Here is a 25,579-nt window from a genome sequence, read left to right as displayed (position 1 = left end):
AAGGTGGCGGCTTGACTTAAACCAAACAGCCTCCGCGAAACCCGGGGCGGTTCATGCTGCCTGGGCAAAGGCCCTGGAGCGGAGAAATAGCGATCCCGAGGGAGCCATCACAATGGCGAGGAGTCTGCTTGAGGCCGTATGTAAGTTGATTCTTGATGAGGCCGGAGCCAGCTATGGCGATGCTCCCGATATCAACAAGCTCTATAACATGGCTGCTGAACAACTGAACCTCTCACCAAGCCAACATGCCGATAAAGACTTCAAGCGCATTCTTGGTGGATGCACGTCAGTGGTCGAGGGGTTAGGTGGTCTCAGAAATAGACTCGGTGACTCTCACGGAAAGGGAGCTAGCTGGGTCAAGCCAGCGCCGCGCCATGCTGAGTTAGCCGTAAACCTCGCTGGCGCTATGGCTACCTTCCTGATTGCAACTTGGGAGTTCAGGCAGGGCTAGCAGGGCTGCGCATTGATCACGGATCTGCTGAGGCCATCATCCTGTTAGGGGCCTCGGTTGCTTTGACGTCGTGCCAGGTGGGGGGACGCCTCTTTTTCTACCCGACGCCCTAGGGGGGGCAGGGGGGAATGCGGCGCTGCAGCGTCATGTATACCGTCTCGCATTTTTCTCAAAAAATGGCCGATAGGGTGTGGCCAGGTGATCCAAAAGGGATCCACAAGTGATCCGAAACGGTGATCCAGAGTACTCCCAGAGGGCTGTCTGTATGTTCTAGAATGTCGACTTCAAATTGATGTTTGCGTGACGTGCGAAAACCGCTGTAACTCAGGAGTTTCGGGCCTTTGAAGCCCTCGCAATGATCAGCCGTGAACCCGGTCAGGCCCGGAAGGGAGCAGCCGCAGCGGTCATATCGTGTGCCGGGGTGTGGCTGATGGGGTTGCCTCCAATATTTTGATTTATAAGGCTTTTCTGCTATTTCTTGTGCAGGTGGTACAAGAGGTGGTACATCCAGGCCTTGTCTCCTTCCTTCCCTTTTTCGTTTCTTGCCTAGCTTCTGCTGCAGCCTTGCCGTGCGCGCAATTCAGTGGTTTGCCACTGATGCGATGACCCGCGCTCGGGCGGATTGTCCGGTGGGAGAGAGGCGTGCAGGGTGCGGACGCTAGTCCGCACCCTGTTGTTGTTCAGACGCGGAAGTGGCTGATGAGCTGTTGCAGGTCACTGGCCAAGCGAGCGAGTTCCTGGCTGGTTGCCGCACTCTGCTCGGATGCGGTGCTGGTTTGCCGGCCAATGTCACTGACGTTAGTAATGTTGCGGTTGATCTCTTCGGCGACCGACGACTGTTCCTCTGCGGCCGATGCAATCTGCGCGTTGACGTCATTGATGCGGGTGACCGCGTCGGTGATTGCCAGCAGACGGTCGCTGGCCAGGCCGACCGCGTCCACCCCTTGCCGGGCCTTGTCGCGACTGATTTGCATGACGCTGACCGCCTCGCCGGTACCATCCTGCAGGCGAGTGATCATGTTCTGGATCTCGGATGTGGACTGCTGGGTACGTGAAGCAAGTGCACGTACTTCGTCAGCGACCACCGCAAAGCCACGTCCCTGCTCACCGGCACGCGCCGCCTCGATGGCCGCGTTGAGCGCCAACAGGTTGGTCTGCTCGGCGATGCCCTGAATGACCGTCAGTACCGAGCTGATGCTGTCGCTTTCCTGCTCCAGACGCTGAATCACCTGCGCTGCGCGCTCTACTTCTTCTGCCAGTGATTGAATGGCATCAATAGTACGTGATGCCAGCTGCCGACCTTGCTGTGCCTCCTGTTCTGCCTGGCGTGAAGACTCGGCCGCGTCGGCGGCGTTGCGCGCGACATCCTGTACTGTGGTAGTCATCTCGTGCATGGCCGTTGCGACTTGTTCGACTTCGTGCTGCTGCTGGCGCACGCCGCTGCCGGTCTGCACGCTGATCGCAGAGGTTTCCTCGGCTGCTGCGGCCAGCTGGCTGCTGGACCCAGCCACCTGGTTAATTGTGTGTTGAAAGCGCTCTGCCATGCGATCGAATGCCTGGCTGATGCGGCCCAGCTCGTCGCTGCTGCGATCATGGGTGCGAGCAGAAAGGTCGCCGTCAGCAAGTCTGGTGCTGGCGAGCTCGAGTCTGGCAACGGCTGCAGTGATGCCGCGGATGATGCTCCAGGACATCAGGATCAGCACGGCGAGAGCCAATAGCGTGGTCACTGTGGCGATGATCAATGTGCGGTGGTAGCTGGCCTCGGCGCGTTGGAATTCTTGCTCGGCAATCCCAATCTGCAGTTCCAGGCCGTCCTCTAGTGTGGTGCTGAGCGTCACTGCGGCAGGTTGCAGGGCAGTCAGAAGGATGTGGTTGGCGTCAGCAAAGTCGTCGTTACGCAGCGCTGTCAGTGCCGGCCTGACACCTGTGTTGAGTAGGCTGGTAAGTTGCCTGTCGGCAGTATCTGCGATCTGTTTTTCCTCTGGGGTGAGGTAGGTCGACAGGTAGGCCTTCCAGTCCGTGTTGATCTGATTGACCGCGTTATCCACTGCATCGAGGTGCTTTTCCAGCGGATGCTGGTGGCTGCTGCGCAGGGGGTGGCTCGGGTTGTGCTGGGCGGACAACAGCAGCTCGACCTGTATCGTCTGCACCGAATGCTCAATCCGACCCAGTTGACCCGTTGGAATAAGACGGTCGTGATAGACGGTCTCCAGTGAGCGAGCAGCGTTGTTGAGTGCAACAATCGAGATGACGCTCAGGATGATCAGCAGCGCCAGTGCGAAGGTGCTGAGGGCGATCAGGCGTAGCTTGATGGTGAGGTTACTCAATGCGGGCATGGCGTGGCGATATCCTTTGCAAGGCATGGTGGCGGCTCGCGGCTGTGAGCCTCGCTTTGGGCATGCCGTCGCCCCAGTCAGCGAAGAACCTCTGACTGTAGCCACAGGCCGGATTGCAGGGCGCAACAATCGGCTGAAATGGCGTCTTCTACTCGCATTGTAGTCCCTGCTTGGGTACATTACTCGCTTGCATTCGACCCAACGGAAACGAACAGAGCCAATGAGTTATCAGGTACTAGCCCGCAAATGGCGTCCCCGCTTGTTTCGTGAAATGGTCGGTCAGACCCATGTGCTTCAGGCGATGATCAATGCGCTGGATAACAACCGCCTGCATCATGCCTATCTGTTCACCGGAACCCGCGGTGTCGGCAAAACCACCATCGCGCGAATTCTCGCCAAGTGTCTGAATTGCGAGAAGGGCATCAGCTCGGAACCTTGTGGTCGGTGCTCGGCGTGTCTCGAGATTGATCAGGGTCGCTTTGTCGATTTGATCGAGGTGGATGCCGCCAGTCGAACCAAGGTCGAAGATACCCGTGAACTGCTTGAGAACGTGCAATACGCGCCTTCTCGCGGACGCTTCAAGGTCTACCTGATCGACGAAGTGCATATGCTCTCCAGCCACAGTTTCAACGCGTTGCTGAAAACGCTGGAAGAACCGCCGGAGCACGTCAAATTTCTGCTCGCGACCACTGACCCGCAAAAACTGCCGGTGACCATTTTGTCGCGCTGCCTGCAGTTTTCGCTGAAGAACATGCCGCCGGAAAAAGTCGTGGAGCATCTGCGTCACGTGCTTGGCGAAGAGCAGATCGGCTTTGATGAGGAGTCGTTATGGCTGCTCGGGCGTGCCGCTGATGGCTCAATGCGCGACGCGCTGAGCCTGACAGATCAGGCGATCGCGTTTGGCAATGGACAGCTGCGTGTAGAGCAAGTGCGCAGCATGCTCGGCACTATCGACCATGGTCAGGTCTTTGGTGTACTCGAAGCACTTATCGCTGGCGACGCGCGGGGTCTGATGGCAGCCGCGGCGCAACTCGCCGAGCAGGGCGTGGATTTTGCCGGCGTGCTGGCCGAACTGATCTCGACCTTGCAGCGTCTGGCGATGGCGCAGGTCGTGCCTGAGGCTACCGACAACAGCCTCGGTGATCAGCAGCGCGTGCTGGAGCTGGCAGGCAAAGTCAGCGCCGAGGATGTCCAGCTGTTTTATCAACTGGCCCTGCACGGGCGTCGCGATCTGCCGCTGGCGCCGGAGCCACGGGGTGGCTTTGAAATGGCTTTGCTGCGTATGCTGGCGTTTCGTCCAGGTACGCTCGGAGACGCCGCCGCTAACGGGGTGACGGTGGCGCCGACACCTCCCTCGAGTCAGCCGGCGCCACCTGCGCCGGAAAAGCCGACAGGGCCCAGTTCAGCCAGCACTGAGCCCGCACACACCAAGGCGCCAACCGCAGAGTCGGTTGACGCCCCCGCTGCGGTTGCGCAGCCTGCTGCACCTGCACCTGCACCTGCACCTGCACCTGCACCTGCACCTGCACCTGCACCGGAAGCAGAGCCGGAACCTGCCGAGCCCGATGCGTGTGCAGCCGCGCCAGAGTCTGCCGAGATGGATGTGGCGGACGCTGCGTTGGAAGCTGAGGTTTCATCAGCTGCCGCTGCTGGAGAGGTGCCTCGTCCACTGAATCCCAAGACGCCGTACCGCCCGCCGCAGGACGAACCGCCGGCGGATTGGCTCGACGGCCCGCCGCCGGACGATAGCGGCGTTGATCGTGATGATGAGGAAGAGCTTGATGTCAGCCAGTACATGGGCGACTGGCAGCCAGAAACGCCTGCTGCAGAGGTACAGGACGACAGCGACGACCTGAGTGATCTGCCCCCGGCCACGGGCGTGGCCGCGGAGTGGTTGGGGTTGTTTGAGCGCTTGGGGCTGAGCGGTTTGACCCAAAGTATCGCAGCGCACTGCCAGCTGGTTGGTCGGGACGGGGAGAGTTGGACGCTACATCTGGACCCGGGGCACAGTGCGCTCTATAACGAAAACCATCGTAAGCGACTGGAGCAGGCTATTGCCGCTGCCACAGAAGCCAACGTGGTGTTGGTGGTCGAGGTAAATGCGCCTACGCAGGAAACACCTGCCGTGGCTGCCGCGCGGCGCAAGGCAGCGCGCCAGAAAGCGGCCGAACTGAGCATTCACGGCGACCCGATGGTCCAACGATTGTGCGCGGAGTTTTCCGCGGAAATTTGTGCGGATACGATTCGTCCGATTGACGAACCCGCAAGCTGAAACTGGAGGATAGCGTCATGATGAAAGGTGGCATGGCAGGTCTGATGAAGCAGGCCCAGCAGATGCAGGAAAAGATGGCCAAGATGCAGGAAGAACTGGCCAATATGGAAGTGACAGGCCAATCCGGCGCCGGGCTGGTATCGGTGGTTATGACCGGTCGTCATGATGTACGCCGGGTCAATCTAGATGACAGTCTGATGCAGGAAGACAAGGAAGTGCTGGAGGACCTGATTGCTGCTGCGGTGAACGACGCGGTGCGCAAGCTGGAACAGGCCAACAAGGACAAAATGTCCGGATTTACCGCCGGCATGAATCTGCCGGACGGCTTCAAGATGCCTTTCTGATCCATGAGCTTCAGTCCGCTGATTCGTCAGATGGTCGATGCCCTGCGCGGTTTGCCGGGCGTCGGCCCCAAAACCGCCCAGCGCATGGCGCTGCACCTGCTCGAGCGCGACCGCGCTGCAGCGGCGCATCTGGCGCATGCTCTGCAGGCAGCAGTAGACGGGGTGGGATACTGCCAGCGGTGCCGGACGCTAAGCGAGACGGATATCTGCTCGCTGTGCAGTGACCCGCGGCGCGATGATCGGCTGCTCTGCGTGCTGCAAAGTCCGGCAGACGTCTGGGCTGTCGAGCAAGCTGGCGGCTTCAATGGACGCTACTTCGTGCTTAAGGGGCATCTGTCCCCGATCGACGGCATGGGCCCTGACGAGATTGGGGTGCCGGCGTTACTCGAGTGCCTTGAGGGGCGCGCAGTCGATGAGGTTATCCTCGCAACCAATCCAACCGTTGAGGGCGAGGCGACGGCGCACTACATTGCCGAGTTGCTGCGTCCGCGCGGTATTCGGGTATCGCGGATCGCCCATGGGGTTCCGCTGGGTGGGGAGCTGGAGTATATCGACGGCGGTACGCTGGCCCACGCTTTGGCGGGCCGAACCCAGATCCTCTGAGTTCGGGCCGCTGTCTGCTCAGCCCGCCAGTTGGCCGAGCTGATAGTCTCTGATTGCCTGGTGAATTTCGGCTTCGGTGTTCATTACGAACGGGCCATATTGCACGATTGGCTCGCCAATCGGGCGGCCTGCAATCAGCAGTAGTCGAGCCCCCTCCGGGCCGGCGCTCAAGCGCACCTCTTGCCCTTCCCCAAAACGTCCGAGCTGGCCTTTTTTCAGCTGTGCCTGACGGCTGTCTCCCGCTACTGTGGTCGCACCTTCATAGACATAGCCGAGAACCCGGTGGCTGGTTGGTGTCGGTAGCGTAATCTGATCATCCGCGATGAGATGAAGGTCGAGGTAGAGCGGGGCTGTGCTGCCCCCGGTGATGGCCCCATTCAGCTGCTGCCCCTGGTACTCAAGGCTGCCAGCGATCATCTTGAGCTGACCGCCGCCGCGGAGGCAGGTTACAGGAATGTCGCCTGCAGGCAGATCGCGGTAGTGAGCGGGCTGCATTTTCTCCGCTGCCGGCAGGTTCAGCCAAAGCTGAAAACCACGCATCGTGCCGTGATCCTGCTGCGGCATTTCGGAGTGAATGATGCCGCGTCCGGCCGTCATCCATTGCACGCCACCAGGCTCGAGCAGACCTTTGTTGCCCATGTGGTCTTCATGCAGCATCCGGCCTTCGAGCATGTAGGTGACCGTTTCAAAGCCGCGATGTGGATGAGAGGGAAATCCGCCAATGTAGTCGTCTGCGCTGTCCGAGCCGAACTCATCGAGCATCAGGAAGGGGTCAAAGCGGGCAGCGTCGCGTCCGCCGAAGACACGTGTCAGGCGCACGCCGTCGCCGTCAGAGGCCGGCTGGCCGACAACGGCTTCGATCAGGTCACGGTATTGGCTCATGGCGTATCTCCTTGATAGAGGTCATACGCCATTCTATGGTGGAGAAAATCGATTTGATAACGCAAAAAGTGCGTAGATCGTATCGATTTTACTGATCTATTTCTGCGGGAGTCGTGGGCGCAGAGTGACCTTCCAATTCGTCGATGATGCGCTGATAACCTTGGCAGGAATCATAACGCCCATTTGCGGGGTCCTGCTCCTGAAGGGCCTTGAGGCGGGCGTTCAGTTCATCAGCTTTGCCCGGCTGGTCCTTGGTGCGGTCGTAGATCAATTGTGCGAGCACTTCGCCTTTGGCGATCGCTTCTTCCGGGGTACAGGCCAGTGCAGAGAAACTGCTCAAGCCGAGCAGGCCGGTCAGGGCCAGCGCTACAAATCGTTTCATCACTACCTCGCATGCCTGCAGGGGAAAGCGCTATGGTATCCGCTCAGCCTCGAAGCTCCAAGCGCTTGCGTAGCTGTCTCAGCTGATCAACACTGAGCGCGAATCGGGCTGGAGTGCGCGGAATGATTTGGTTCAAAGCGATTTTGGGTGGCGTGTTTGCGACCCTGATATGCGCTGATATGTCACAGGCGCAGGAGCCCCAGCCGGCCCTGCGCGTGGGCGTTGGGCTAGATCGACCACCTTATGTGGTCATCGCAAGCGGCCGGGGCCTTGATATCGATCTGGTTACTGAGACGCTGTCATTGGCTGGGTTTCGCCTAGAGGCGGTGCATGCCCCTTCTGAACGGCTTTACCTGATGTTTCGTGCGGGTCAGCTGGATGCCTTTGCCGCTACCAACCGCCAAAGCGGAGTTGAGGCGTTCTACTCTGACAGTTACATCCAATATCACAATGTCGCTGTCAGCCTGGAACGCCGCCAGTTGGATCCCAAAGGTATCGCAGACCTCGGTGATCATTCAGTCGTTGCGTTCCAGCGGGCGCGGCAGCTGCTCGGGGCGGAATTTCAGTTGATGTCCGAGCGCAACGCTCGGTATCTCGAGCTGGCTCAGACGGTGCAGCTCAATCTGATGCTGTACGCTGGCAGGGTCGATTACATCATTACGGATGAGCGCATTTTTCGCGCCCGCAATCACGGTCTGAGGGGTGAGGCTGACATTACCCAGCCGGTGCGCGTGCACAGGTTATTCAAACCGTCGAACTACAGCGTCGCCTTTGCTGACGAGCATCACCGTGACCAGTTCAACCAGGCGCTGGAGCAGTTGCGCAGCTCCGGTGAGTACACGCGCATCTTGCATCGTTATGGCGACCCGTTGGACACCGCCACAGCGGGCTTGCCCGCAGTTCAGGACTGATCTTCGAGGAACGCTTTCAGCAGGTCAGCGGGGACGCTGTGGCGGTGGGTCAGACTGGTGTCTCCAGTGTCCGGGTGGAACACAATCAATATCTCGCCGCGCTCAAGCAGACGCCTGACCTGAGCGACTCGCTGATTCAGACTGCTGTCGTCGCCGTTATCGGTGCCGTCGCGGGTTACAAAGTCTTCGAGCAGTGCGTCGAGTGTGTCGGGTTCCAACATCTGGTAGGGAATCAACATGCGCGGGTTTCTCTGCTGAGGGAGACGGCAATGTTACACTCGCGCCCTTTGCAAGGGTATCAACAGGGCAATGATCGACGATCCGATGTTTTATCTTTGCGCCGTGCCGGCGGTGCTCCTCTATGGGATTGCCAAGGGTGGGTTCGGCGGGAACATTGCTATTCTCTCGGTGCCGTTGATGGCTATGGTGGTTTCACCGCAGCAGGCCGCGGCCATCCTGTTGCCGATTCTTTGCGTGATGGATCTGGTCGCGATACGTACCTTCCGGGGGCGTTGGGATAAGGCCAACCTGCGGATTATCCTGCCCGCTGCGATGTTCGGTGTGGCTCTCGGTGCGGTATCGTTCCGGGTTCTTAATGAGGAGCATATACGGCTGTTGATCGGCACCATTGCGGTGCTGTTTGTGTTCAACGCCTGGCTGCGGCGGGATCAGGTTGCGGCGCGTCCTGCCAGTGTGTGGCGTGGCCGTTTATGGGGGACTGTGTCCGGGTTTACCAGCTTTGGTATTCACGCTGGCGGCCCGCCAATCAACGTGTACATGCTGCCGCAGCGGCTCGAGAAAACCCTGCTGATGGGCACGCTGGCGGTGTTCTTCACCTTGGTGAACTGGGTAAAGGTTCCTGCCTATGTCTACCTTGGGCAGTTTTCCAGCGAGAATCTGCTGACGTCTCTGGTGTTGATGCCGCTGGCGCCGATCGGCGTCAGGCTCGGATTCTGGATGTTGCAGCGGACCAATGAAAAACTCATCTACCGCCTGTGCTATCTGTTCCTGTTTTTGACCGGCGGCAAGCTGCTGGTTGAAGGCATCATTGGCCTGTTCGGCTCCTGATCAGGCGTTGCAGGCTGGCGTAGAGTTGCTCACTGTCTACCGGCTTGGGCAGGTAATCGTCCATGCCGGCGGCCATGCCCTCCAGACGGTGGGTATCGAGGACGTGTGCGGTCAGCGCAACGATCGGTGTGCGGGGTAGGTGCTCACGCTGTTCGTGAGCACGAATCCGCCGGGTTGCTTCAAATCCATCCATTTGTGGCATCTCGCAGTCCATCAATATCAGGTCGTAGCTGTCCGGGTTGCTGCGGTAGCACTGCAGAGCGTCAACGCCGTTCTCGGTGATTTCCAGGCTGTACCCGGCTTTCTCCAGTAGCGTCTTGATCACCAGTTGATTGACCTGATTGTCCTCGGCGATCAGCAAGTGGCCGCGCCCTTGGCGAGACACTGGGGTGGATTGCCCGGCTGGAAGGCGGCTTTGGCAGTCGCCATCGAGCAACTGGGTTACGGCTTGGCGCAGTTGGCTTGGAAGCAGCGGAATACCTTGCTCAAGCAGTTGGCCCTTTAGCGTTAGCTGTCGATGATCATCTGCAGCGCGCAGGAGCAGTAGCGGTATGGCTTCCTGCGCGCAGTGATGAATCAGTTGCTGGAGCAGATCGGCAGGAATGTCTTGGGTATCCAGCACCGCCAGATTCGCGGGTTGTGCCGGTAAGTCGTCAGTACTGCCTGTGCTGGACTGGACGCTGAACCCAAGCCGCTCCAGCTGGGTCTGATAGTGCCCCCGTGCTTCACCAAGACGCGTGATCAGCCATGCTGAATGTCCTGGCCGTAGAGGTTTCACCGCGCCGACACCCGTGAGCGGCACGCAAAAATGCATGTTGGTGCCTTGCTCTGTCGCGCTGTTCAGATTGATGCTGCCGCCCATAAGACGAACAAGCTCCTGACTGATCGCCAACCCCAGACCGGTGCCGCCATAGCGCCTTGTGGTACTGCTGTCTGCCTGAGTGAAGGAGTCAAACAGGCTGCTTTGAGCGCTTTGCGCGATACCTATCCCGGTATCGATCACCTCGAAGTGAACACGCCATGTATCTGAGGTCGGGCTGTCTTGTGTTCCGCTGACGTGGATGCTGACGTGCCCGCGTTCCGTGAACTTGAACGCGTTGCTGAGCAGGTTCATCAGTACTTGCTTGAGCCGCGTGGGATCGCCAACCAGCTGCTTAGGCAGATCCGCACTGACGCTGCAGTGCAGGCCCAGGCGCTTCTCGAGTGCTTGGGCGGTAAACAGGCTGGCGGTTTCGGAAATCAACTCCTCTGGATCAAAGGCAATGCTCTCCAACTGCACTCGTCCTGACTCAAGGCGGGCAAAGTCGAGGATGTCGTTGATGACGGTCAGCAGCGTTTGACCCGATTTGCTGATGGTGTCCAGGTAGAAGCGTTGCTGGTTGTCCAGGCGGGTTTCCAGAAGCAACTGCAGCATCCCGAGGACGCCGTTCATGGGGGTGCGTATTTCGTGGCTCATACGTGCAAGGAAGCGGCTTTGAGCTAGCGTTTCGAGTCGGGCTTGGCGGGCCTCTTCATCGGCCCGGTAGCGAGCTTCCTTGAGTGCGTTGATGCGATCGGCCAAACCCAGCGAAAGGATGATCATCTCTGCACACATCCCCAGCTTGACCCAGTGGGTACCGTAGCTGGCGCCAAGCAACTCGAAACCGAGTGAACCTGCGGTCGAGATGATCAGTGAGCAGAGTAAAAAGCCCCAAGCCAGCGTGTAGTAGGAGCCGTAGCGGAAGCCCTTTCGCCAGACGTACGCCCCGGTTGCCAGCAGGATAATGGAGCTGACCAGCACGAACAGACTGGCCATGTTGTTGTACAGATCAATGCTGAAGAACGGGATGATCACCATGGCGGTGAGGACAACCAGGATCTTGGCCTGCAGGGCCTTGTCCAGTCGCGGGAACTGCTCACGGGTGTGCAGATAATGGCGGCTGAACTGGGTCGATACGGCGCAGTGCAAAAACATCAGCGTGTAGATGCACAGAGTCTGCACCGTAATGCTGGCGTCGATCCACTTCCAGAGCAGTCCGTCGAACGCCGCCATGAACAGCAAGATATTGAATATGTGGGTCAGGTACCAGGCGTAGGTCGCCTCGCGGAGGGACAGCTGCAGAAACAAGTTGTAGGCGAACAACCCCAGCAGAATGCCGTAGAACAGACCGGCTGCCAGCATGCTGTTTTCCAGCTGAGCGCTGCTGGTAGACCAATTGGCAAAGTAGATCGGCACAAATACGGTGCTGGCAGTGTCGACGCGGAGGTAGAAGCGGCTTTCACCCGGCGGCAGTGATACAGGGAACCAATGGTTGCGCACGGCCACTGCGCGCTCATCCAGCGGAACGTGATCCCCGCCTTGCTGAACCAGGGGCACACCGGTCGATTGCAGCTGGTAGAGCGTTAGATTGTCGAGCAGGGCGTAGTCGATCTCGATGACGCCTTCAATGGACGTAGCCTGGGTATTCTGCAGAGCGAATTGAATCCACCAGACCGATGGGTTCTTGCCTTCATTGACGTGCTCGCCGCTGGGCGCACGCCATGGTTGCAGGCTGTTACTGCGTAGCAGCTGGCTGATACTCAGGCTGCCCTGCGGATCTTCGAGCAGCAACAGGTTGGGCCCGAGGTCGAGGCGGTGTTCGAGCCCGCTGACGTCAACGCCGCCAGCCAATTGAGGGCTGGAAGCTGTTGGTTGGGCCCACGTCTCGGATGTAAAACCCAGCAGGAGCCAGCACAGCATTAAGAAGCGGCAAAAACGCATACGGGCGGTACTCGGCTCAAAGACCTTGGAATGATTATGGTTATATGGTCAGGGCTCCCCGAATGCTAGCACAAGGCTTTTATTACTGCTGCGTGCTACGTGTCGGATTTTGCTGCTTGGATCGACTGCCGCGCACCAACTGGCGCAGCAGAAAGCGAGACGGATGCACTGCTTCGCTGAGGTCGCGGGGCAGCGGAAGAGGTTCGTCGTTTAGCCAGGCTGCAATTAGCTCGCCGCTCAGTGGCGCGCTGATCAGGCCACGGGAGCCATGAGCCGTGTTCACATACAAGCCCTGTTGCCAGGGGGGCGGTCCAGCTGGCTGCTGCGACGCGTCCTTGCCAAGCACGGTGTACTGCTCGAGGAATTGATCTGGCTCGAGTACCGGCCCCAACAGTGGAAGGTAGTCGGGTGCAGTGCAGCGCAGGCCGACCCGAGCGCCCTGCGGGGGCGTAGTGCTGAAATGCTGGTGCAGTTCAGGGGACAGGTCTTGCAGTAGCTGCAGATTGTGCTGGTTTTCTTCGTCGCTGGGATCCAGATCGAGTCGATCGAAGCGGAAGCTGGCACCCAGGTGATGCTCACCCTGTCTGGCTGGAGAGACGTAGCCATCGGCACACAGCACCGTTTTCAATTGGCTGCTGAGGGTGTCGGCGGGCAGGTGGGTAATCTGACCGCGAATGGGCTTTAGCGTGAGGTGCCGGGTTTGTTCAAAGCGGGCTGTCTCGTGGGCCCCGCAGAGAATCACCGTGCGGCTTGATAAGAGGCAGTTGCCGCTATCGTCCAGGATGTGCCACTGGTCATTGCCTCGGCGTAGTTCGGCGACAGCGGTAGTCGTGTGCACCTGGATGTTCGGATGGTCAAGCAGGCGGCGGCAGAGGGCTGGGGGGCTGACCCAGCCGCCGCTCGGGAAAAACAGACCGGGGTGGTGGACCTCAACGCCAGCCAGAGCGCTTGCCTGTGTGGCATCGACGGCGTTCAGGAAACTGTGCGGATAGCCCTGGTTGGCCAGCCCCAGCTGGCGCGTCTGTTCTTTCTCATCGCTCCCAAGCTGCAACACCCCGCATGGCTGCCATCGACCTTCGCCGGGCTCTAGCTCGCGTTGCAGCAGCCGCAGGCTGTACTGATAACTGCTCTGGATGAAGCGTGAGAGCGGTGGGTGGTGGGGCGACAACTTGCAATAAAGAATGCCTTGCGGATTGCCGGAGGCGGCGCCAGCTACCTCGGGAAGGCGTTCGATCACGGTGATCTGCCAACCACGGCGGGCCAGGGCATGAGCGGTACTGCAGCCGGCCAGCCCGGCGCCAACGATCACCGCGCTGCGCTCTTCGGCTGGTTTCGGCCGGGCATACCAAGGGGCTTGCCAGCGTTGCTCAGCCATGTGCTCAAGTTGACCGCAGAGCATCTCGCGTTTGCGCCCGAAGCCTTTCACCTTCTGCATGGCAAAGCCGGCGGCGATCAGCCCGCGACGTACATCTCCAACACTGGTAAACGTGGCGACCGTGGCGCCTGGGCGTGATAGCTCAGCCATGCGTTGATAGAGCGCTGGCTGCCACATGTCGGGGTTGCGCGCCGGCGCGAATCCATCGAGAAACCAGGCATCAACTGCTGCGTCCAGCTGCGGCAGGGTATCGAACAGGTCGCCGATCAGCAGGGTCAGGGTGACGCGACCGCCAGCAAAAGAGAAATGCTGCCAGCCGGGTGTCAAATCTTGGTATTGCGTGAGCAGCTCCGCGCTTAACCCGTCCAGCTCCGGCCAGATGGCCAGCGCACGCTGCAGATCAGGGCGCGAAAGCGGATATTTTTCCGTGCTGACAAAGTGCAGGAAGGTGTCTGGCGGTGCGCAGGTTTCCCACAGCTGCCAGGCTGCAAGGAAGTTCAGGCCGGTGCCGAAGCCCGTTTCCGCGATGCAGAAGTGCTCGCCAGCACTCAGGCTAGACCAGCGCTCCGACAACCGGTTGTGGGTTAGGAAGACGTGACGGGTCTCATCCAGACCGCTTTCGCGGGAAAAGTAGACATCGTCGAAGCGACTGGAGAAGGGTTGATCGCCATCCATCCAGACCAGATCGGCGGATTCGATAGTAGGTGCGCTCACGCAGGCTCCCGGGGCTGAAGATTCCGGGCATTGTACAGTGCTGGCTGGTGTTACCCCATATTGGGCAGAATCAGCAGCAGCCAAGTAGCCAAAACCACCAGCGCGACGGTGGACCATTTGGGTTTAAGTACCGATTTCATGGCATACGCCTTCTTATTTTTATTTGAATAGGCACCTTTTGGGTGCCGGGCGGCGCTTGGTCTTGTTGGACGAGTGGCCGCGGCGGCAGATCGCTGTAGCAATCGGGTGATGGCCGCCTTTTTTTGTTATAGCACGAGATGATAACGCCTTCAGGCGCAGAGTATGACGTTGTTAGACAAATTGGCTACAAGTGGAATCTGTGATGTCGCCAATCACAATCAACTTGCGGCTGGGGCGGTATATAGACGCTCGGTTCTGGCCGCCATGATCAGGTCATTGATATGAACGCCACCGAGTGAGTGTGTCCACCAACTGGTGGTCACGCGTCCCCACTCCAACAGCAGGGCGGGGTGATGGTCGTGCTTCTCAGCCAGCGCTGCGACGAGGTTACTGAACGCCAGCGCACTGGCGAAATCATCAAAGCGATAGACGCGCTCGATACGATGCACGCCGTCTACGCAATTCAGGTCCCAGCCGGGCAGGTGAGTCAAAAAGTCTTCAATCTGCTCCTGTACCAGTGCTCGGGCCTGTTGCCCGGACTCCAGTTCACGGTCGGCGAGTTCGTTCATCGCTATCTCCGATGGTATTGCTTGGCATCAGCATAGCAGTTCGCTGATTGGCGTAACGCGCTATCATTTGGCAGACGTGAACTAACGGGGGATGTACACAGGTGATTCTTATGCGGTGGTTGCGCCGGGGGCTCAGGTTTCTCGGTTGGCGCCCGGACAGTACCACCCATCAGGAAAAACTGATTTCAGCGCTTGGCACGACACTGGCGTTGATCCTGCTCTATTGGGTGACCCACCTCGTGATGGCGTCGGAAGGGGCTCTGTGGGTGACTGGCTCCATGGGCGCAAGTGCTGTGCTGGTGTTTGCCATGCCCCATGGTACGCTGTCCCAACCCTGGTCAGTCATCGGCGGCCATGTTCTGTCTGCGGCCTTTGGTGTGGCCTGTATCCAGTGGCTGCCGGCGGGCTTCTGGTTGGCTGCGCTGGCAGTGGGCGGCAGTGTGATCATCATGATGTACGCCCGTTGCCTGCACCCGCCGGGCAGCGCCACGGCCATGATAGTGGTGCTGGGTGGGCCGCAGATTGCGGAGGCGGGCTATAACTTTGTGCTCTTCCCGATTCTGCTGGATGTACTAGTCATCGTGCTATTTGCGGTGCTGTTCAACAGCCTGTTTACCAGTCGCCGCTATCCTTTGCCGCTGAGCCGACACGCGATCGGCCGCGCGCCCGGTATTGCCCCAGAAGATTTCGAGCACGCGCTGAAGCAGATGAACGCGTACATGGACATTGATTTCAACGATTTGCTGCGCCTGGTCGAGCTGGCCAACGCCAATGCTCAGAGCAAGGGGGTCAGTGCCGAGGACCTGGTCGCTGGGGGCTATTACAGTAATGGCCTGCCGGGCCGTAACTGGTCGGTCCGTGAGGTGCAGCAGGTGGTAAGTCGCCCCGGGCGGGCTGGCCGAGTGCGTTATCGCATCATCAAGGGCGCCGGCGAAGGCGGGAACGGCATATGCCGGGTCAGTGAGTTTGTTCGCTGGGCGCGTTATCAGGTTGCCCCGGACGAGCAGGGGCGGCAGTGGCATCGGGTCACTGATGAGAGGGCACCTGCAGAAGGTTGACCGGTACAGTTTGCGGTAGAAGCGACTTGAAACTGTCTCTGTTCTGATACGGGGTGGCTTTCTAGAATAGGCGTCCCTCCCTGTCTTTTCCGAGTGTGCTTCATGCATGTTTCATCCGGCCGCTGGCTTTACGGATTCCTGTTGGCGTTGACTACCACCATGCTGTGGGGCGTTCTGCCGATCATGCTCAAGGAAGTACTCAAGATCATGGACCCCTATACCGTGACCTGGTACCGACTGCTGAGCGCCGGCCTGGTGCTGCTTCTCTGGCTGGCCGCCAAGCGGCGATTGCCTTCGATTCGGAGCCTGTCTACTCGCAACCGGGGCTTGCTGGTGGTCGCGGTGCTTGGCCTTGCGTTCAACTATGTGTTGTACCTGATGGCGCTCAATCGACTCTCTGCGGGCACCATGCAGTTGATCATCCAGACCGCGCCGGTGATGTTGATGCTGGGTAGCATGCTGGTGTTTCGCGAACGCTTCGGTATTGGTCAGGTGCTAGGCCTGGCTGTGCTGCTTCCAGGGTTCGTGCTGTTCTTCAATCAACGACTGGTTGAGTTGATGACGCAAATGAGCGGCTACACGCTAGGGATTCTGATCGCCATTGCCTCGGCTTTCTCTTGGGCGTTGTACGGCTTGGCTCAGAAGCAGTTGCTGACCGTCTGGTCTTCGGTGTCGGTCATGATGGTGATCTATCTTTCCTGCGCGGCACTGATTTGGCCGTTGGCAACGCCGTCTCAACTGTTTTCGTTGAACGCAGTGCAAACCTGGCTGTTGCTCGGGTGCTGCCTTAATACCCTGGTAGCGTATGGCGCTTTTGCGGAGGCGCTCGCTCACTGGGAGGCATCCCGGGTGAGTGCGACGGTGACCACCACGCCGTTGTTCACCTTCTCGCTGGTTGCCCTCGGAGCCATGATCTGGCCGGGTGTGATCGAGCCGGAGATATTGAACAGTCTGGCCTATCTTGGCGCGTTGCTGGTGGTGTGCGGCTCTGCGCTGATCGCGCTAGCGCCGAGCTTGATGAACAGTCTGAAGCAGCGCCGCCTGCGCCGGCTGTCTGTGACGCCGCCGCCAGCCGGCTCCTGATCCGGCTGGTGCGCTACAATGGCGTCCCGTTTTTCAGGAGGTGACCATGGCCGTCGTCCAGCAAGCACTTGAACAGGCACTACAGGCACTCGACCCGACTCATCTGGAGTTGGTTAACGAGAGTCATATGCATAGCGTGCCGCCCGGTTCTGAATCCCATTTCAAGGCAGTGGTGGTCAGTGAGCGCTTTTCCGGGCTCAACTCGGTCAAGCGTCACCAGGCTGTTTACGCGACGCTGGGTGCGCTGATGCAGCGGATTCACGCCCTGGCGTTGCACACCTATACCCCGGCCGAGTGGCAGCAACGCCAGCAGGCGCCGGCTTCGCCAAACTGCCTGGGTGGCAGCAAGGCCGACTAGGGCCTGGCACTGACCGTCTGCCTGCTGGCGGTTTGTTGTCGCCAGTTGCTTTGCTAGAATGCGCCCTTTCAAAAAGTACGCCCTTTACGCGGGCGCCCACTGAATGCCGAGGTAAGCATGTCTGCAATTGTTGTTGTGGCACTCTACAAGTTCGTCCAACTGGACGACTACGAAACTCTCCGTCAGCCGCTGCTTGACACTATGGTCGCCAACGGCGTCAAAGGTACCCTGTTGCTGGCCCTGGAAGGCATCAATGGCACCGTCGCGGGCCCGCGCGAGGGCATGGACCGAGTGCTTGACTGGCTGCGCTCCGATGCCCGTCTCGCCGATCTGGACTACAAGGAGTCCTACTGCGAGGAAATGCCGTTCTACCGTACCAAGGTCAAACTCAAGAAAGAGATTGTGACGCTCGGTGTCCCCGGCATTTCTCCGACCAGCAAAGTCGGCACTTATGTTGAAGCCAAGGACTGGAACGCGCTGATCAGTGATCCGGAAGTGCTGCTGATCGACACTCGCAACGACTACGAAGTGTCTATCGGCACGTTCGAAGGTGCGATTGATCCGCAGACCAAGACCTTCCGCGAATTTCCCGAGTACGTGCGCGAGCACTTCGATCCGAAACGTCACAAAAAGGTGGCAATGTTCTGTACCGGGGGCATTCGCTGCGAAAAGGCCTCCAGCTATATGCTGGAAGAGGGCTTTGACGAGGTGTTTCATCTCAAGGGTGGCATCCTCAAGTACTTTGAAGACGTGCCGGCTGAAGAGTCGATGTGGAATGGTGAGTGCTTCGTGTTCGACAACCGGGTAACCGTGCGCCATGATCTGGCTCCGGGGTCATTCGATCAGTGCCACGCTTGCCGTCATCCTGTCTCTGCAGAGGATATGGCGTCGCCACAGTATGAAGAGGGCATCAGCTGTCCGCACTGCTACGACAGTCTGCCGGAAAAAACCCGTCAGCGTGCCGAGGAACGTCAGCGCCAGATTCAACTGGCCAAGGCGCAAAATCGTCCGCACCCAATCGGCATGTCCCCGTCGCAGGCGTCACCGAACGCCAAGGCTGATCGCTGATACCAGATACGGAGTACCGCATGCAGCAGCGCCTGATCTATGTGATGGACCCGATGTGTTCATGGTGCTGGGGACTGGCGCCGCTGCTCGACTCCATTCGTGTTGAGTTTCCCGAGTTGCCGTTGCGTCTGGTCGCCGGCAGCTTGCGTTCTCATCTGCAAACGCCTCTGGATACTGCATCGCGCCAAGCCTTGGCTGATCATTGGCAGGCGGTTGCAGCACTGAGCGGGCAGCCTTTCTCCGACCCTCATGAGTTGCCGGTATCGTTGGTGTTCAACGTCGGTCCGGCCAGTCGTGCCTTGATCGCAGCGCGTAGTCTGGATGAGCGCTTGGCTTGGCCATTTGCGCGGGCCGTGCAGCATGCGTTCTATGCTCAGGGCCTGGATGTCACTCAGCCCACAGTGCTGCGGCAGATCGCGTTCGATACGGGCTACGACGCGGAGGCCTTTGCTGCACGGTTTGACCATCCGGAAACACAGCAGCAGCTGGATCAGGACTGGAATTGGGTGGCTGACAGGGGATTTGCGGAGCTGCCGATTCTGTTTGCCGAACGCGATGGTCAGTTGGCGTTGTTGTGTAACGGTTTCCGCCCCGCGGGTGAAGTGCTCGGGCTGCTGCAGCGCTGGGTTTCCGCAGCAGCCTGAGGACGCTTACCTCTCGCGCAGGGCCTCGGCTTTGGCTCGCAGCACCGGCTTCAGCAGGTAGCTCAGAATGCTCTTGCGGCCGGTGATGATGTCTACGCTGGCGACCATGCCGGGGATGATCAGCAAGGGCTTGTCTGCCGAGCCCAAGTGATTCTGGTCGGTACGCAGGCGAATCAAATAAAAGCTGTCGCCGTTTTCATCAGTCACAGTATCTGCGCTGATGTGCTCCAACTCTCCTTTGAGCCCCCCGTAAATGGTGTAGTCGTAGGCTGTGATCTTGATCATGGCCTCCTGGCCCGGATGCAGAAAAGCGATATCCTGCGGGCGGATTCTGGCCTCGAACAGCAGAGTGTCGTCCAGCGGGATAATTTCGACCAGGTCACTGCCGGGCTGAATAACGCCGCCGATGGTGTTGACCAGTAACTGCTGGACGATGCCGTGCACCGGCGACGTAACCAGCGTTCGGCGTACTCGGTCCTCCAGGGCCAGACCCGAGGCGGAGGTTTTCTGCAGGTCAATGCGGGTCTGGTTCAGTTCCTCGAAGGCTTCGCTGCGGAAGCGGTTTTGCGCTTCCTCGGCTTTGCGTTCGACTTCGCGTAGCGCCGATTCCGCTCTGGGTATAGCCAAGGTCGTGCCGTCCAGATTGCCGCGGGTCTCGACCTCTGCCCGACGCAGGCGAAGCACTTCTACCTCTGAGATGGCGCCATCTTTTACCAGCGGCGCTGACATGTTGATTTCGCGGCGCAGCAGCCCAAGGCTGTTGCTGAACTGGCGCTGCTTCGAACGCAGCTCATTCAGTTCCTGCTCGCGCTGGCGGCGTTGCTCGTCGAGGATTGCCAGCTCGTCTGCCAAGCGTCGTTGGCGTGATTTGTACAGGTCTACCTCGGCCTCGGCCAGTTCAGGGGCTTCGCGCAATACCTCTTCAGGCATAACCAACTCCCCACCCTCGGCTTCAGCGGTGAGCCGGGCCATTCTGGCCTGCTTGCCCAGCTGCTCTGCGCGTGTTTCCTGCACGTTGGAGGCGAACCGGGTGTCGTCTAGGCGTATTAGTGGGGCACCTTTCTCGACGATCTGGCCCTCGCGGACCAGAATTTCAGCAACGATACCGCCTTCGAGGTTCTGCACGCGTTGCAGCTTGCCGGGGGGGATGGCCTTACCAAGTCCCCGGGTCAGCTCTTCGACCTTGGCAAAGTGCGCCCAGAGCAATCCGGTGAGCAGAAAAGCGACCAGTGCCCAAAGCATCATGCGCGCTGACTTCGGTGAGTCCTCGAGAATCGCGTGGGTCAGGTCCGGCAAGGGAGTGTCGGTGGCCGTGGCTGGTTTGCTGGGTGCAGGGCCGCCGTTTAACTGCAAAGTGGGCTTAGCTGCGTGCGACATTCACGTGTCCTTTGCGCAAGGCTTCGAGTACCTGTTCCTTGGGGCCGTCGGCGACGATCTTGCCGCCGTCAATCACGATTAGCCGGTGCACCAGTGACAGCATCGAGGCGCGGTGCGTCACCAGTATCAGGGTGCGATCTTTGAGAATGGGTTGCAGCTGTCGCTTCAGGCGTTCCTCGCTGCTGTTATCCATCGCGCTGGTTGGCTCGTCCAGAACCAGGAGCGGCGGGTCCAGCAGCAGTGCGCGGGCCACCGCAACGGCCTGGCGCTGACCGCCCGATAGGTTCATCCCACGTTCGCCAACCTGCAGGTTTAGTCCGAGTGGGTGGAGGCGGGCGAAGTCGCTGACTCCGGCCATGTCGGCAACTTGTTGCAGACGCTCATCATCCACATAGCGTGCACCTAACGTCAGGTTGTCTCGGAGGGTGCCATTGAATAACTGGATATCCTGCGGTACGTAGCCGATGTTGTGGCGCAGGTCTGCCACTTCCAGCTGCTGAATGTCGACGCCGTCGACCAGTAGGTGCCCGCTGTCTGGCTGATAGAGATTCAGCAGCAGCTTTTCCAGCGTACTTTTTCCTGACCCGCTGCGCCCAATGATGCCGACGTGCTCGCCGGGCATGATGCGCAGGTTGAGATTTTCCAGTGCGGCATATTGCTGCTCGGGATAAGTGAAGCAGACATCACGCGCTTCGATTGCACCATGGAGCTGGCGGCGTTGGGTCGGAATCGCCTGCGGCTGACGCTCTTGGGGCATGTTCATCATGCTGTCGGTGGTGCCAATGGTCAGTCGCGCCTGCTGATAGCGGGTTAGCAGACTGGAAACTTGAGACAACGGTGCCAGGGCCCGGCTGTTCAGCAGGTAGCATGCGATCAGGCCACCCATGCTGATAGCACCATCGCCGATCAGGTAGACGCCCGAGACGATCATGCCAATGCCTGCCAGCTGCTGCAGGAACATGGTGCCGTTTACCGCCAGAGTCGACAATTTACGGGCCTTCATCTCCAGTCGGCCCAGCGCGCCGACGGTGGACTCCCACTGGCGTTGGCGTTCACTCTCGGCGCAGTTCACTTTCAGCAGATCAATGCCACCCAGCGTTTCAATCAGCATCGCCTGTCGCTCACTGGCCAGATGCAGGGTCTGGTCAATGCAGCGAGCCAGGGGCCCTTGAATGATCCAGCCGAGCAGGATGGTCAGCGGAAAGGCCAGCAGCGGAATGGCAACCAGCGGGCCACCAATAAAGCCGATTACCAGCAGGATCAGGAGCGAAAAGGGAACGTCGATTACGCTGGTCAGTGTCAGCGAGGTAAGGAAGTCGCGCAGACTCTGGAACTCATGAATGTTCTGCGCAAAGCTGCCGACTCGCGTCGGACGCGCCTTCAGGTTCATGCCCAGGATGCGTTCAAACAGCGTTGCGGACAGAATGAGGTCAGTCTTTTTCCCGGCAAGATCGAGAAAATAGCTGCGCAGGGTGCGCAGTATCAGGTCGAACAGCAGGGCCAGGGAAATGCCAATCGCCAATACCCAAAGCGTCGTCGTGGCCTGGTTAGGGACAACCCGGTCATAAACGTTCATGACGAACAAGGGCGTCATCAGCGCAATCAGGTTGATCAGAAAACTGGCCACCATGGAGTCGGCATACAGGCGCCGAGACAGCCGCAGAGTATCCTTGAACCAGTGCTTGGTGCGCGGTAAGGGCGAGTCCAGCTGAACTTCGTAACGGTGCCGGGGTTGGGCAAAAAACGCGCGACCGGAGTACAGCTCCGCTAGTTTAGAGCGCTCAATAAGCTTGGCGCCGCCCGCAGACTCGCTGGTGAGCAGGCGTGCTTTATCTGCGCCTTGCCAGGACTCCAGTACGACATTGCGACCGTCCTTCAGGAACAGCAGGGCAGGTAGGGCAATGTCGTCAATTTGATCCAGTGGACGGTTGAGAATACGCCCCTGGAGATTTGCTCTGGCTGCTGCACGCGGCAGCAGTTCGGGGGTAAGACGCTGGTCCTGCAAGGGCAGGCCGGCAGCAAGCACGCCACGGCTGGTCCGCACCTGCAGGCAGGTGCAGAGGATCAGCAGTGCGTCGAGCAGTGGATCATCGAAACGGCTACGAGGGTCGCCCCCTGCGTTGCTGTTCGCCCCCTGTTCGGGGCCTTTTGGCCCCGTCAGTACATCAGGCGCTGTCAAAACGTTATTGACCTGTTGGCAAGTCGGAGTACGGAGAGCCTGAGTCGCTCAGAGCCATGGATTCAGCCGGCGGGACTACCGACTGGCTGCGCAGTAACTCTCCAGCAACAGCAAGCAGGCGGTACTGGGACAGATACTCGGAGAAGCGAGTTTCGGTCAACCTACGCTGTGCGGTGAAGAGCTCGTTTTCGCTGTCGAGCAAGTCAAGCAGGGTTCGCTCGCCAATGTTGAACTGCTGGCGGTAGGCTTCGCGTACGCGCACGGTGTGATCAACATACTGCTGGGCAATTGGCACCTGCTTGCGTGCGCTGTCCATCGCGTTCCAAGCCAGTCGCAGTTCTTCGCTTAGCTGGCGGTAAGCGTTGTTGCGAATCTCGATCGCTTCATTAATCTGATGGGCGCTGGACTCCATGCGAGCCTTGTCGCGACCACCGCTGAACAGGTTGTAGCGCATACGCACCATCGCCTGCCATTCGTTGTAGTGGCCGGGGGTGCCATCCAGATTGCTGTCAAAGTTACGCGCCAGCTCCAGATCGAAGCGGGGGTAGAACGGCGATTTGGCCGACTCGTATTGCCGCTCTGCGGCGATACGGTCCGCTTCTGCTGTCTTGATGTAGGGGTTGTTCGGGATGTCCTGCATGGCGGCTTCAACCGATTCCGGCAGCAGGCCAGTGATGGGTGCCGGCAAACTCAGATCACCGGGTGGCTGACTGACAATGCTGTAGTAGACCGCTTCCGCGTCTGCCAGGTTGGCTTGCTCGGTAACCAGGTTGTTGCGAGCCAGGGCTAGACGAGCTTCTGCTTGGTCCAAGTCAGCATTGCGGCCGACGCCGCGCTCGCTGCGCAGGCGAATCTGATCGTGCACACGCTCATGGCTCATCATGTTTTCTTCTGCCAAACGCACCATTTCTCGGCGCATCAGCACTTGATGGTAAGCGTCTGCAGTAGCGAGGCCGATCTGTTCCGCCGTGCTTAGAACGCGATAAGCGCGCGAGTTGACGGTGGCAACGTTGCGGCCGACCTCGTTCGAGGTGGCGAAGCCATCGAACAGCATCTGGCCCAAGCGCAGGGATCCTTCGCCGCGGGTTAGGTGTGTTGAGTGGCTGTCGTTGGCTGCGCGTGTGGAGGGGCTATCCGTTCCCTCTCTGCCGTAGCCACCAGTGAGGTCGATGGTCGGCAAGTATCCGGCCCGGGCGCCTTTGAGGTCTTGTTCCGCTGAAAGTCGGCTGCTGGCTGAGGCGCGCAGCTCGGGATGGTTGTCGATGGCTGTCTGGATTGCTTCGGGCAGTGATTGAGCCGAAGTGGCTAGAGACACGGACAGGGTCAGCGGCAGTACCAGGAACTGCCACGGGGATAAGGATTTCATAGATCCTCCTTGATGTAACGCCGGTTGTTAGTTCTTAGCGGGTCTGGCCCGCGTTTGTTCTCAAGTCTAGTCAGACTTTTCGACAGGAGATCCGTCTTACTGATGCTGTTTTGATACCAAATCGAACCAGCGCCTTCCCGGCATATTGCCAATGCATCTAAAACGGGAAGAGCAGCCTTAGAGAAGGTTTAGTATATTTGTTGTTAGTCAGCAAATTGACATGTCGGATTTTTTTGGTTTGTGTGTGTCGGTAGGTTGACGATTTCTCTGCGCCGTGTGGTGGCTGTCTCTTTTCAGGGAGTCTAGTGGAGTCGGCGTTGAGGGTATGTGAAGGGAAGCCGAGGGTTCTCGGGTCGACGTCAAGTAACGATATCCCCGTGACTGTTGTCCACATGAAATGAAAGGAGTCATGAAAATGGCTACCAGCGCAAAGGTTACTCAAGTTGTCGGTCAGGTATTCGTTGTCACTCCCAGCGGGGAAAAGCGCCTGTTGGTTGAAGGTGACCGGGTGATGGCTGGCGAACAGGTCACGACTGGCGAGCAAGGCAGCGTGACGCTGCAGCTCAGCGATGGTCGCGAGGTCGATCTCGGTCGCGACTCTTCCTTCCTTGTTGCAGACGAAGGCGGTTCCGGCGGTGCAGCGCAGCCCCAGGATCTAGACGTAGACGCCATCCAGGCTGCGATCGCAGCCGGCGTCGACCCGACTCAATTGCTTGAAGCGACCGCGGCGGGCCCAGCTGCTGGCGGCGCTGGTGGTGCCGGTGGGCAGGGCGGTGGCCATTCTTTCGTTCTGTTGGATCGCCTCGATTTGCGGGTGACGCCGAATGTAGGTCTTGATACCGGACCTTTAGCAACGGCTGCGCTGGAAGTACCTAACGAAGAAGATCTGTTCTTCCCCGATGAAGAGCCTCCGGTCATTACCATTACACCGGTTGAGCCCACAGGCGATGCGGGTGGCGCTCAGACCGTCGAGGGTGGCACCCTTGACTTCGTTATTTCCCTGTCTGGACCAAGTACAGTTCCAGTGAGTTTTACCTGGTCGGTTACCTTGGGCTCTGCGAGTGTAGGCGACCTCCCTGATGGAGCTGTGCTGACAGGCACGGTAACCATTCCTGCCGGTAGTACCAGTTATCTCCTTTCTATCCCGACCTTCGACGACGATATCTTTGAAGGGGGCCCTGGCACGTTCGAAGATTTGGTCGTTTCTATCACCGATGTGGTCGCTGCCGCGCCTGGCGACCTGACTGCTGCTGGCCTGATTGAGGACAACGAGCAGCCGCCGGTAGTGAGTCTGGATCAGATTGAAGGCGTTGGTGCACAGGTCGTCGAAGGCGGTGATTTGGTGTTTGGCATCACCATGAGTGGTGAGTCGGACGAACCGGTGACGGTGAACTGGCAGCTGACGCTGGATGGGACGGCTGAATCGGGCGACATCGTCCCGGTTGTCCTCACCGGCAGCGTGATCATTCCGGCTGGTAGCACCACCGGCAGCATTGTTATCCCGACCGTGGATGACCTGGTGTTTGAGGGTGGTGTGGGCACCTTTGAAAACCTGCACATGACGCTGACCTCGGTCACCGGTGCGGATCTGGGCAGCAGCACTACGGTTGAAGGTCTGATCGAAGACAACGAAGGCACCCCGGTCGTCAATCTTGACG

Annotated in this window: 22 protein-coding genes and 1 other RNA gene; 13 read left to right on the top strand and 10 right to left on the bottom strand. The window is 59.3% G+C overall.

The annotated features are described in order from the left end of the window. A partial coding sequence (locus AAFM31_RS06095) for an abortive infection family protein (RefSeq protein WP_341707010.1) occupies positions 1-451 on the top strand: 451 nt, incomplete at its 5' end. A 341-nt stretch (positions 452-792) separates the two neighbouring features. After that, positions 793-887, top strand: an RNA gene (ffs, locus tag AAFM31_RS06090) — signal recognition particle sRNA small type. 244 nt (positions 888-1,131) lie between these two features. Here the strand turns inward: ffs and AAFM31_RS06085 are convergent. Next, the gene (locus tag AAFM31_RS06085) at positions 1,132-2,787 is read right to left on the bottom strand and encodes a methyl-accepting chemotaxis protein (RefSeq protein WP_341707009.1); all 1,656 of its coding nucleotides are present in this window, start codon (positions 2,785-2,787) and stop codon (positions 1,132-1,134) included. 220 nt (positions 2,788-3,007) lie between these two features. Here AAFM31_RS06085 and dnaX point away from each other — a divergent pair, with 220 nt between their 5' ends. From dnaX to recR, 3 genes are read left to right on the top strand one after another with little or no spacing between them, the layout of a single operon-like run. Next, a complete protein-coding gene (gene dnaX, locus AAFM31_RS06080; RefSeq protein WP_341707008.1) occupies positions 3,008-5,059 on the top strand; it encodes a DNA polymerase III subunit gamma/tau in 2,052 nt (683 codons plus the stop codon). 17 nt (positions 5,060-5,076) lie between these two features. Then, positions 5,077-5,403: a YbaB/EbfC family nucleoid-associated protein gene (locus tag AAFM31_RS06075; RefSeq protein ID WP_088276660.1), complete on the top strand. Its 327-nt coding sequence runs from the start codon at positions 5,077-5,079 to the stop codon at positions 5,401-5,403. 3 nt (positions 5,404-5,406) lie between these two features. Continuing rightward, the gene (recR, locus tag AAFM31_RS06070) at positions 5,407-6,006 is read left to right on the top strand and encodes a recombination mediator RecR (protein WP_341707007.1); all 600 of its coding nucleotides are present in this window, start codon (positions 5,407-5,409) and stop codon (positions 6,004-6,006) included. Between the two features lie 18 nt (positions 6,007-6,024). Here recR and AAFM31_RS06065 read toward each other — a convergent pair whose 3' ends face one another. Continuing rightward, positions 6,025-6,888, bottom strand: coding sequence for a pirin family protein (locus tag AAFM31_RS06065; RefSeq protein WP_341707006.1), 864 nt, complete (start codon positions 6,886-6,888; stop codon positions 6,025-6,027). A gap of 88 nt (positions 6,889-6,976) precedes the next feature. Continuing rightward, positions 6,977-7,270: a hypothetical protein gene (locus tag AAFM31_RS06060; RefSeq protein ID WP_341707005.1), complete on the bottom strand. Its 294-nt coding sequence runs from the start codon at positions 7,268-7,270 to the stop codon at positions 6,977-6,979. Positions 7,271-7,392: 122 nt separating this feature from the next. On the opposite strand from AAFM31_RS06060, the gene AAFM31_RS06055 reads away from it, so the two are divergent. Next, the gene (locus AAFM31_RS06055; RefSeq protein ID WP_341707004.1) at positions 7,393-8,181 is read left to right on the top strand and encodes a transporter substrate-binding domain-containing protein; all 789 of its coding nucleotides are present in this window, start codon (positions 7,393-7,395) and stop codon (positions 8,179-8,181) included. Here the strand turns inward: AAFM31_RS06055 and AAFM31_RS06050 are convergent. Then, complete coding sequence (locus AAFM31_RS06050) at positions 8,172-8,420, bottom strand: YheU family protein (protein ID WP_341707003.1); 249 nt, start codon at positions 8,418-8,420, stop codon at positions 8,172-8,174. The genes AAFM31_RS06055 and AAFM31_RS06050 overlap by 10 nt on opposite strands. A gap of 70 nt (positions 8,421-8,490) precedes the next feature. On the opposite strand from AAFM31_RS06050, the gene AAFM31_RS06045 reads away from it, so the two are divergent. After that, on the top strand, positions 8,491-9,249 hold the full coding sequence (locus tag AAFM31_RS06045) for a sulfite exporter TauE/SafE family protein (RefSeq protein ID WP_341707002.1): 759 nt from the start codon (positions 8,491-8,493) through the stop codon (positions 9,247-9,249). Here the strand turns inward: AAFM31_RS06045 and AAFM31_RS06040 are convergent. From AAFM31_RS06040 to AAFM31_RS06030, 3 genes are all read right to left on the bottom strand, one after another. Further along, positions 9,227-11,968, bottom strand: a complete 2,742-nt coding sequence (locus AAFM31_RS06040; protein WP_341707001.1) for a 7TM diverse intracellular signaling domain-containing protein — start codon at positions 11,966-11,968, stop codon at positions 9,227-9,229. The genes AAFM31_RS06045 and AAFM31_RS06040 overlap by 23 nt on opposite strands. Positions 11,969-12,071: 103 nt before the next feature. Next, complete coding sequence (mnmC, locus tag AAFM31_RS06035) at positions 12,072-14,078, bottom strand: bifunctional tRNA (5-methylaminomethyl-2-thiouridine)(34)-methyltransferase MnmD/FAD-dependent 5-carboxymethylaminomethyl-2-thiouridine(34) oxidoreductase MnmC (protein ID WP_341707000.1); 2,007 nt, start codon at positions 14,076-14,078, stop codon at positions 12,072-12,074. A 359-nt stretch (positions 14,079-14,437) separates the two neighbouring features. Further along, on the bottom strand, positions 14,438-14,788 hold the full coding sequence (locus tag AAFM31_RS06030) for a 4a-hydroxytetrahydrobiopterin dehydratase (protein ID WP_341706999.1): 351 nt from the start codon (positions 14,786-14,788) through the stop codon (positions 14,438-14,440). A gap of 110 nt (positions 14,789-14,898) precedes the next feature. Here AAFM31_RS06030 and AAFM31_RS06025 point away from each other — a divergent pair, with 110 nt between their 5' ends. The 5 genes from AAFM31_RS06025 to AAFM31_RS06005 all read left to right on the top strand — a co-directional run bounded on the left by AAFM31_RS06025 (position 14,899) and on the right by AAFM31_RS06005 (position 18,999). Further along, positions 14,899-15,846, top strand: coding sequence for an HPP family protein (locus tag AAFM31_RS06025; RefSeq protein WP_341706998.1), 948 nt, complete (start codon positions 14,899-14,901; stop codon positions 15,844-15,846). A 102-nt stretch (positions 15,847-15,948) separates the two neighbouring features. Further along, positions 15,949-16,929 carry a DMT family transporter gene (locus AAFM31_RS06020; protein WP_341706997.1) on the top strand — a complete coding sequence of 327 codons (981 nt, stop codon included), beginning with the start codon at positions 15,949-15,951 and terminating at the stop codon, positions 16,927-16,929. A 46-nt stretch (positions 16,930-16,975) separates the two neighbouring features. Beyond that, a complete protein-coding gene (locus AAFM31_RS06015) occupies positions 16,976-17,287 on the top strand; it encodes a BolA/IbaG family iron-sulfur metabolism protein (protein ID WP_341706996.1) in 312 nt (103 codons plus the stop codon). A 117-nt stretch (positions 17,288-17,404) separates the two neighbouring features. Next, positions 17,405-18,355, top strand: a complete 951-nt coding sequence (locus AAFM31_RS06010; RefSeq protein WP_341706995.1) for a rhodanese-related sulfurtransferase — start codon at positions 17,405-17,407, stop codon at positions 18,353-18,355. A gap of 20 nt (positions 18,356-18,375) precedes the next feature. Further along, positions 18,376-18,999 carry a DsbA family protein gene (locus AAFM31_RS06005; protein WP_341706994.1) on the top strand — a complete coding sequence of 208 codons (624 nt, stop codon included), beginning with the start codon at positions 18,376-18,378 and terminating at the stop codon, positions 18,997-18,999. A 6-nt stretch (positions 19,000-19,005) separates the two neighbouring features. Here AAFM31_RS06005 and AAFM31_RS06000 read toward each other — a convergent pair whose 3' ends face one another. The 3 genes from AAFM31_RS06000 to AAFM31_RS05990 are packed head-to-tail and all read right to left on the bottom strand — an operon-like array spanning position 19,006 to position 23,921. Further along, positions 19,006-20,376: an HlyD family type I secretion periplasmic adaptor subunit gene (locus AAFM31_RS06000; RefSeq protein WP_341706993.1), complete on the bottom strand. Its 1,371-nt coding sequence runs from the start codon at positions 20,374-20,376 to the stop codon at positions 19,006-19,008. Beyond that, positions 20,360-22,537, bottom strand: a complete 2,178-nt coding sequence (locus tag AAFM31_RS05995) for a type I secretion system permease/ATPase (RefSeq protein WP_341707015.1) — start codon at positions 22,535-22,537, stop codon at positions 20,360-20,362. The genes AAFM31_RS06000 and AAFM31_RS05995 overlap by 17 nt, the downstream gene beginning before the upstream one ends. 22 nt (positions 22,538-22,559) lie before the next feature. Then, positions 22,560-23,921: a TolC family outer membrane protein gene (locus AAFM31_RS05990; RefSeq protein WP_341706992.1), complete on the bottom strand. Its 1,362-nt coding sequence runs from the start codon at positions 23,919-23,921 to the stop codon at positions 22,560-22,562. Positions 23,922-24,336: 415 nt separating this feature from the next. Here AAFM31_RS05990 and AAFM31_RS05985 point away from each other — a divergent pair. Then, a partial coding sequence (locus tag AAFM31_RS05985) for a retention module-containing protein (RefSeq protein ID WP_341706991.1) occupies positions 24,337-25,579 on the top strand: 1,243 nt, incomplete at its 3' end.

It is taken from the genome of Halopseudomonas sp., from assembly GCF_038130085.1.
In the GTDB taxonomy this organism is placed as follows: Bacteria; Pseudomonadota; Gammaproteobacteria; order Pseudomonadales; family Pseudomonadaceae; genus Halopseudomonas.
This window is presented reverse-complemented; position numbering and strand designations above follow the sequence as displayed.

Excerpts from the sequence above, each read along its gene's own strand:
- AAFM31_RS06085 (WP_341707009.1), bottom strand. The coding sequence starts at position 2,787 with ATGCCCGCATTGAGTAACCTCACCATCAAGCTACGCCTGATCGCCCTC.
- dnaX (WP_341707008.1), top strand. The coding sequence starts at position 3,008 with ATGAGTTATCAGGTACTAGCCCGCAAATGGCGTCCCCGCTTGTTTCGT.
- AAFM31_RS06075 (WP_088276660.1), top strand. The coding sequence starts at position 5,077 with ATGATGAAAGGTGGCATGGCAGGTCTGATGAAGCAGGCCCAGCAGATG.
- recR (WP_341707007.1), top strand. The coding sequence starts at position 5,407 with ATGAGCTTCAGTCCGCTGATTCGTCAGATGGTCGATGCCCTGCGCGGT.
- AAFM31_RS06065 (WP_341707006.1), bottom strand. The coding sequence starts at position 6,888 with ATGAGCCAATACCGTGACCTGATCGAAGCCGTTGTCGGCCAGCCGGCC.
- AAFM31_RS06060 (WP_341707005.1), bottom strand. The coding sequence starts at position 7,270 with ATGAAACGATTTGTAGCGCTGGCCCTGACCGGCCTGCTCGGCTTGAGC.
- AAFM31_RS06055 (WP_341707004.1), top strand. The coding sequence starts at position 7,393 with ATGATTTGGTTCAAAGCGATTTTGGGTGGCGTGTTTGCGACCCTGATA.
- AAFM31_RS06050 (WP_341707003.1), bottom strand. The coding sequence starts at position 8,420 with ATGTTGATTCCCTACCAGATGTTGGAACCCGACACACTCGACGCACTG.
- AAFM31_RS06045 (WP_341707002.1), top strand. The coding sequence starts at position 8,491 with ATGATCGACGATCCGATGTTTTATCTTTGCGCCGTGCCGGCGGTGCTC.
- AAFM31_RS06040 (WP_341707001.1), bottom strand. The coding sequence starts at position 11,968 with ATGCTGTGCTGGCTCCTGCTGGGTTTTACATCCGAGACGTGGGCCCAA.
- AAFM31_RS06030 (WP_341706999.1), bottom strand. The coding sequence starts at position 14,788 with ATGAACGAACTCGCCGACCGTGAACTGGAGTCCGGGCAACAGGCCCGA.
- AAFM31_RS06025 (WP_341706998.1), top strand. The coding sequence starts at position 14,899 with ATGCGGTGGTTGCGCCGGGGGCTCAGGTTTCTCGGTTGGCGCCCGGAC.
- AAFM31_RS06020 (WP_341706997.1), top strand. The coding sequence starts at position 15,949 with ATGCATGTTTCATCCGGCCGCTGGCTTTACGGATTCCTGTTGGCGTTG.
- AAFM31_RS06015 (WP_341706996.1), top strand. The coding sequence starts at position 16,976 with ATGGCCGTCGTCCAGCAAGCACTTGAACAGGCACTACAGGCACTCGAC.
- AAFM31_RS06010 (WP_341706995.1), top strand. The coding sequence starts at position 17,405 with ATGTCTGCAATTGTTGTTGTGGCACTCTACAAGTTCGTCCAACTGGAC.
- AAFM31_RS06005 (WP_341706994.1), top strand. The coding sequence starts at position 18,376 with ATGCAGCAGCGCCTGATCTATGTGATGGACCCGATGTGTTCATGGTGC.
- AAFM31_RS06000 (WP_341706993.1), bottom strand. The coding sequence starts at position 20,376 with ATGTCGCACGCAGCTAAGCCCACTTTGCAGTTAAACGGCGGCCCTGCA.
- AAFM31_RS05990 (WP_341706992.1), bottom strand. The coding sequence starts at position 23,921 with ATGAAATCCTTATCCCCGTGGCAGTTCCTGGTACTGCCGCTGACCCTG.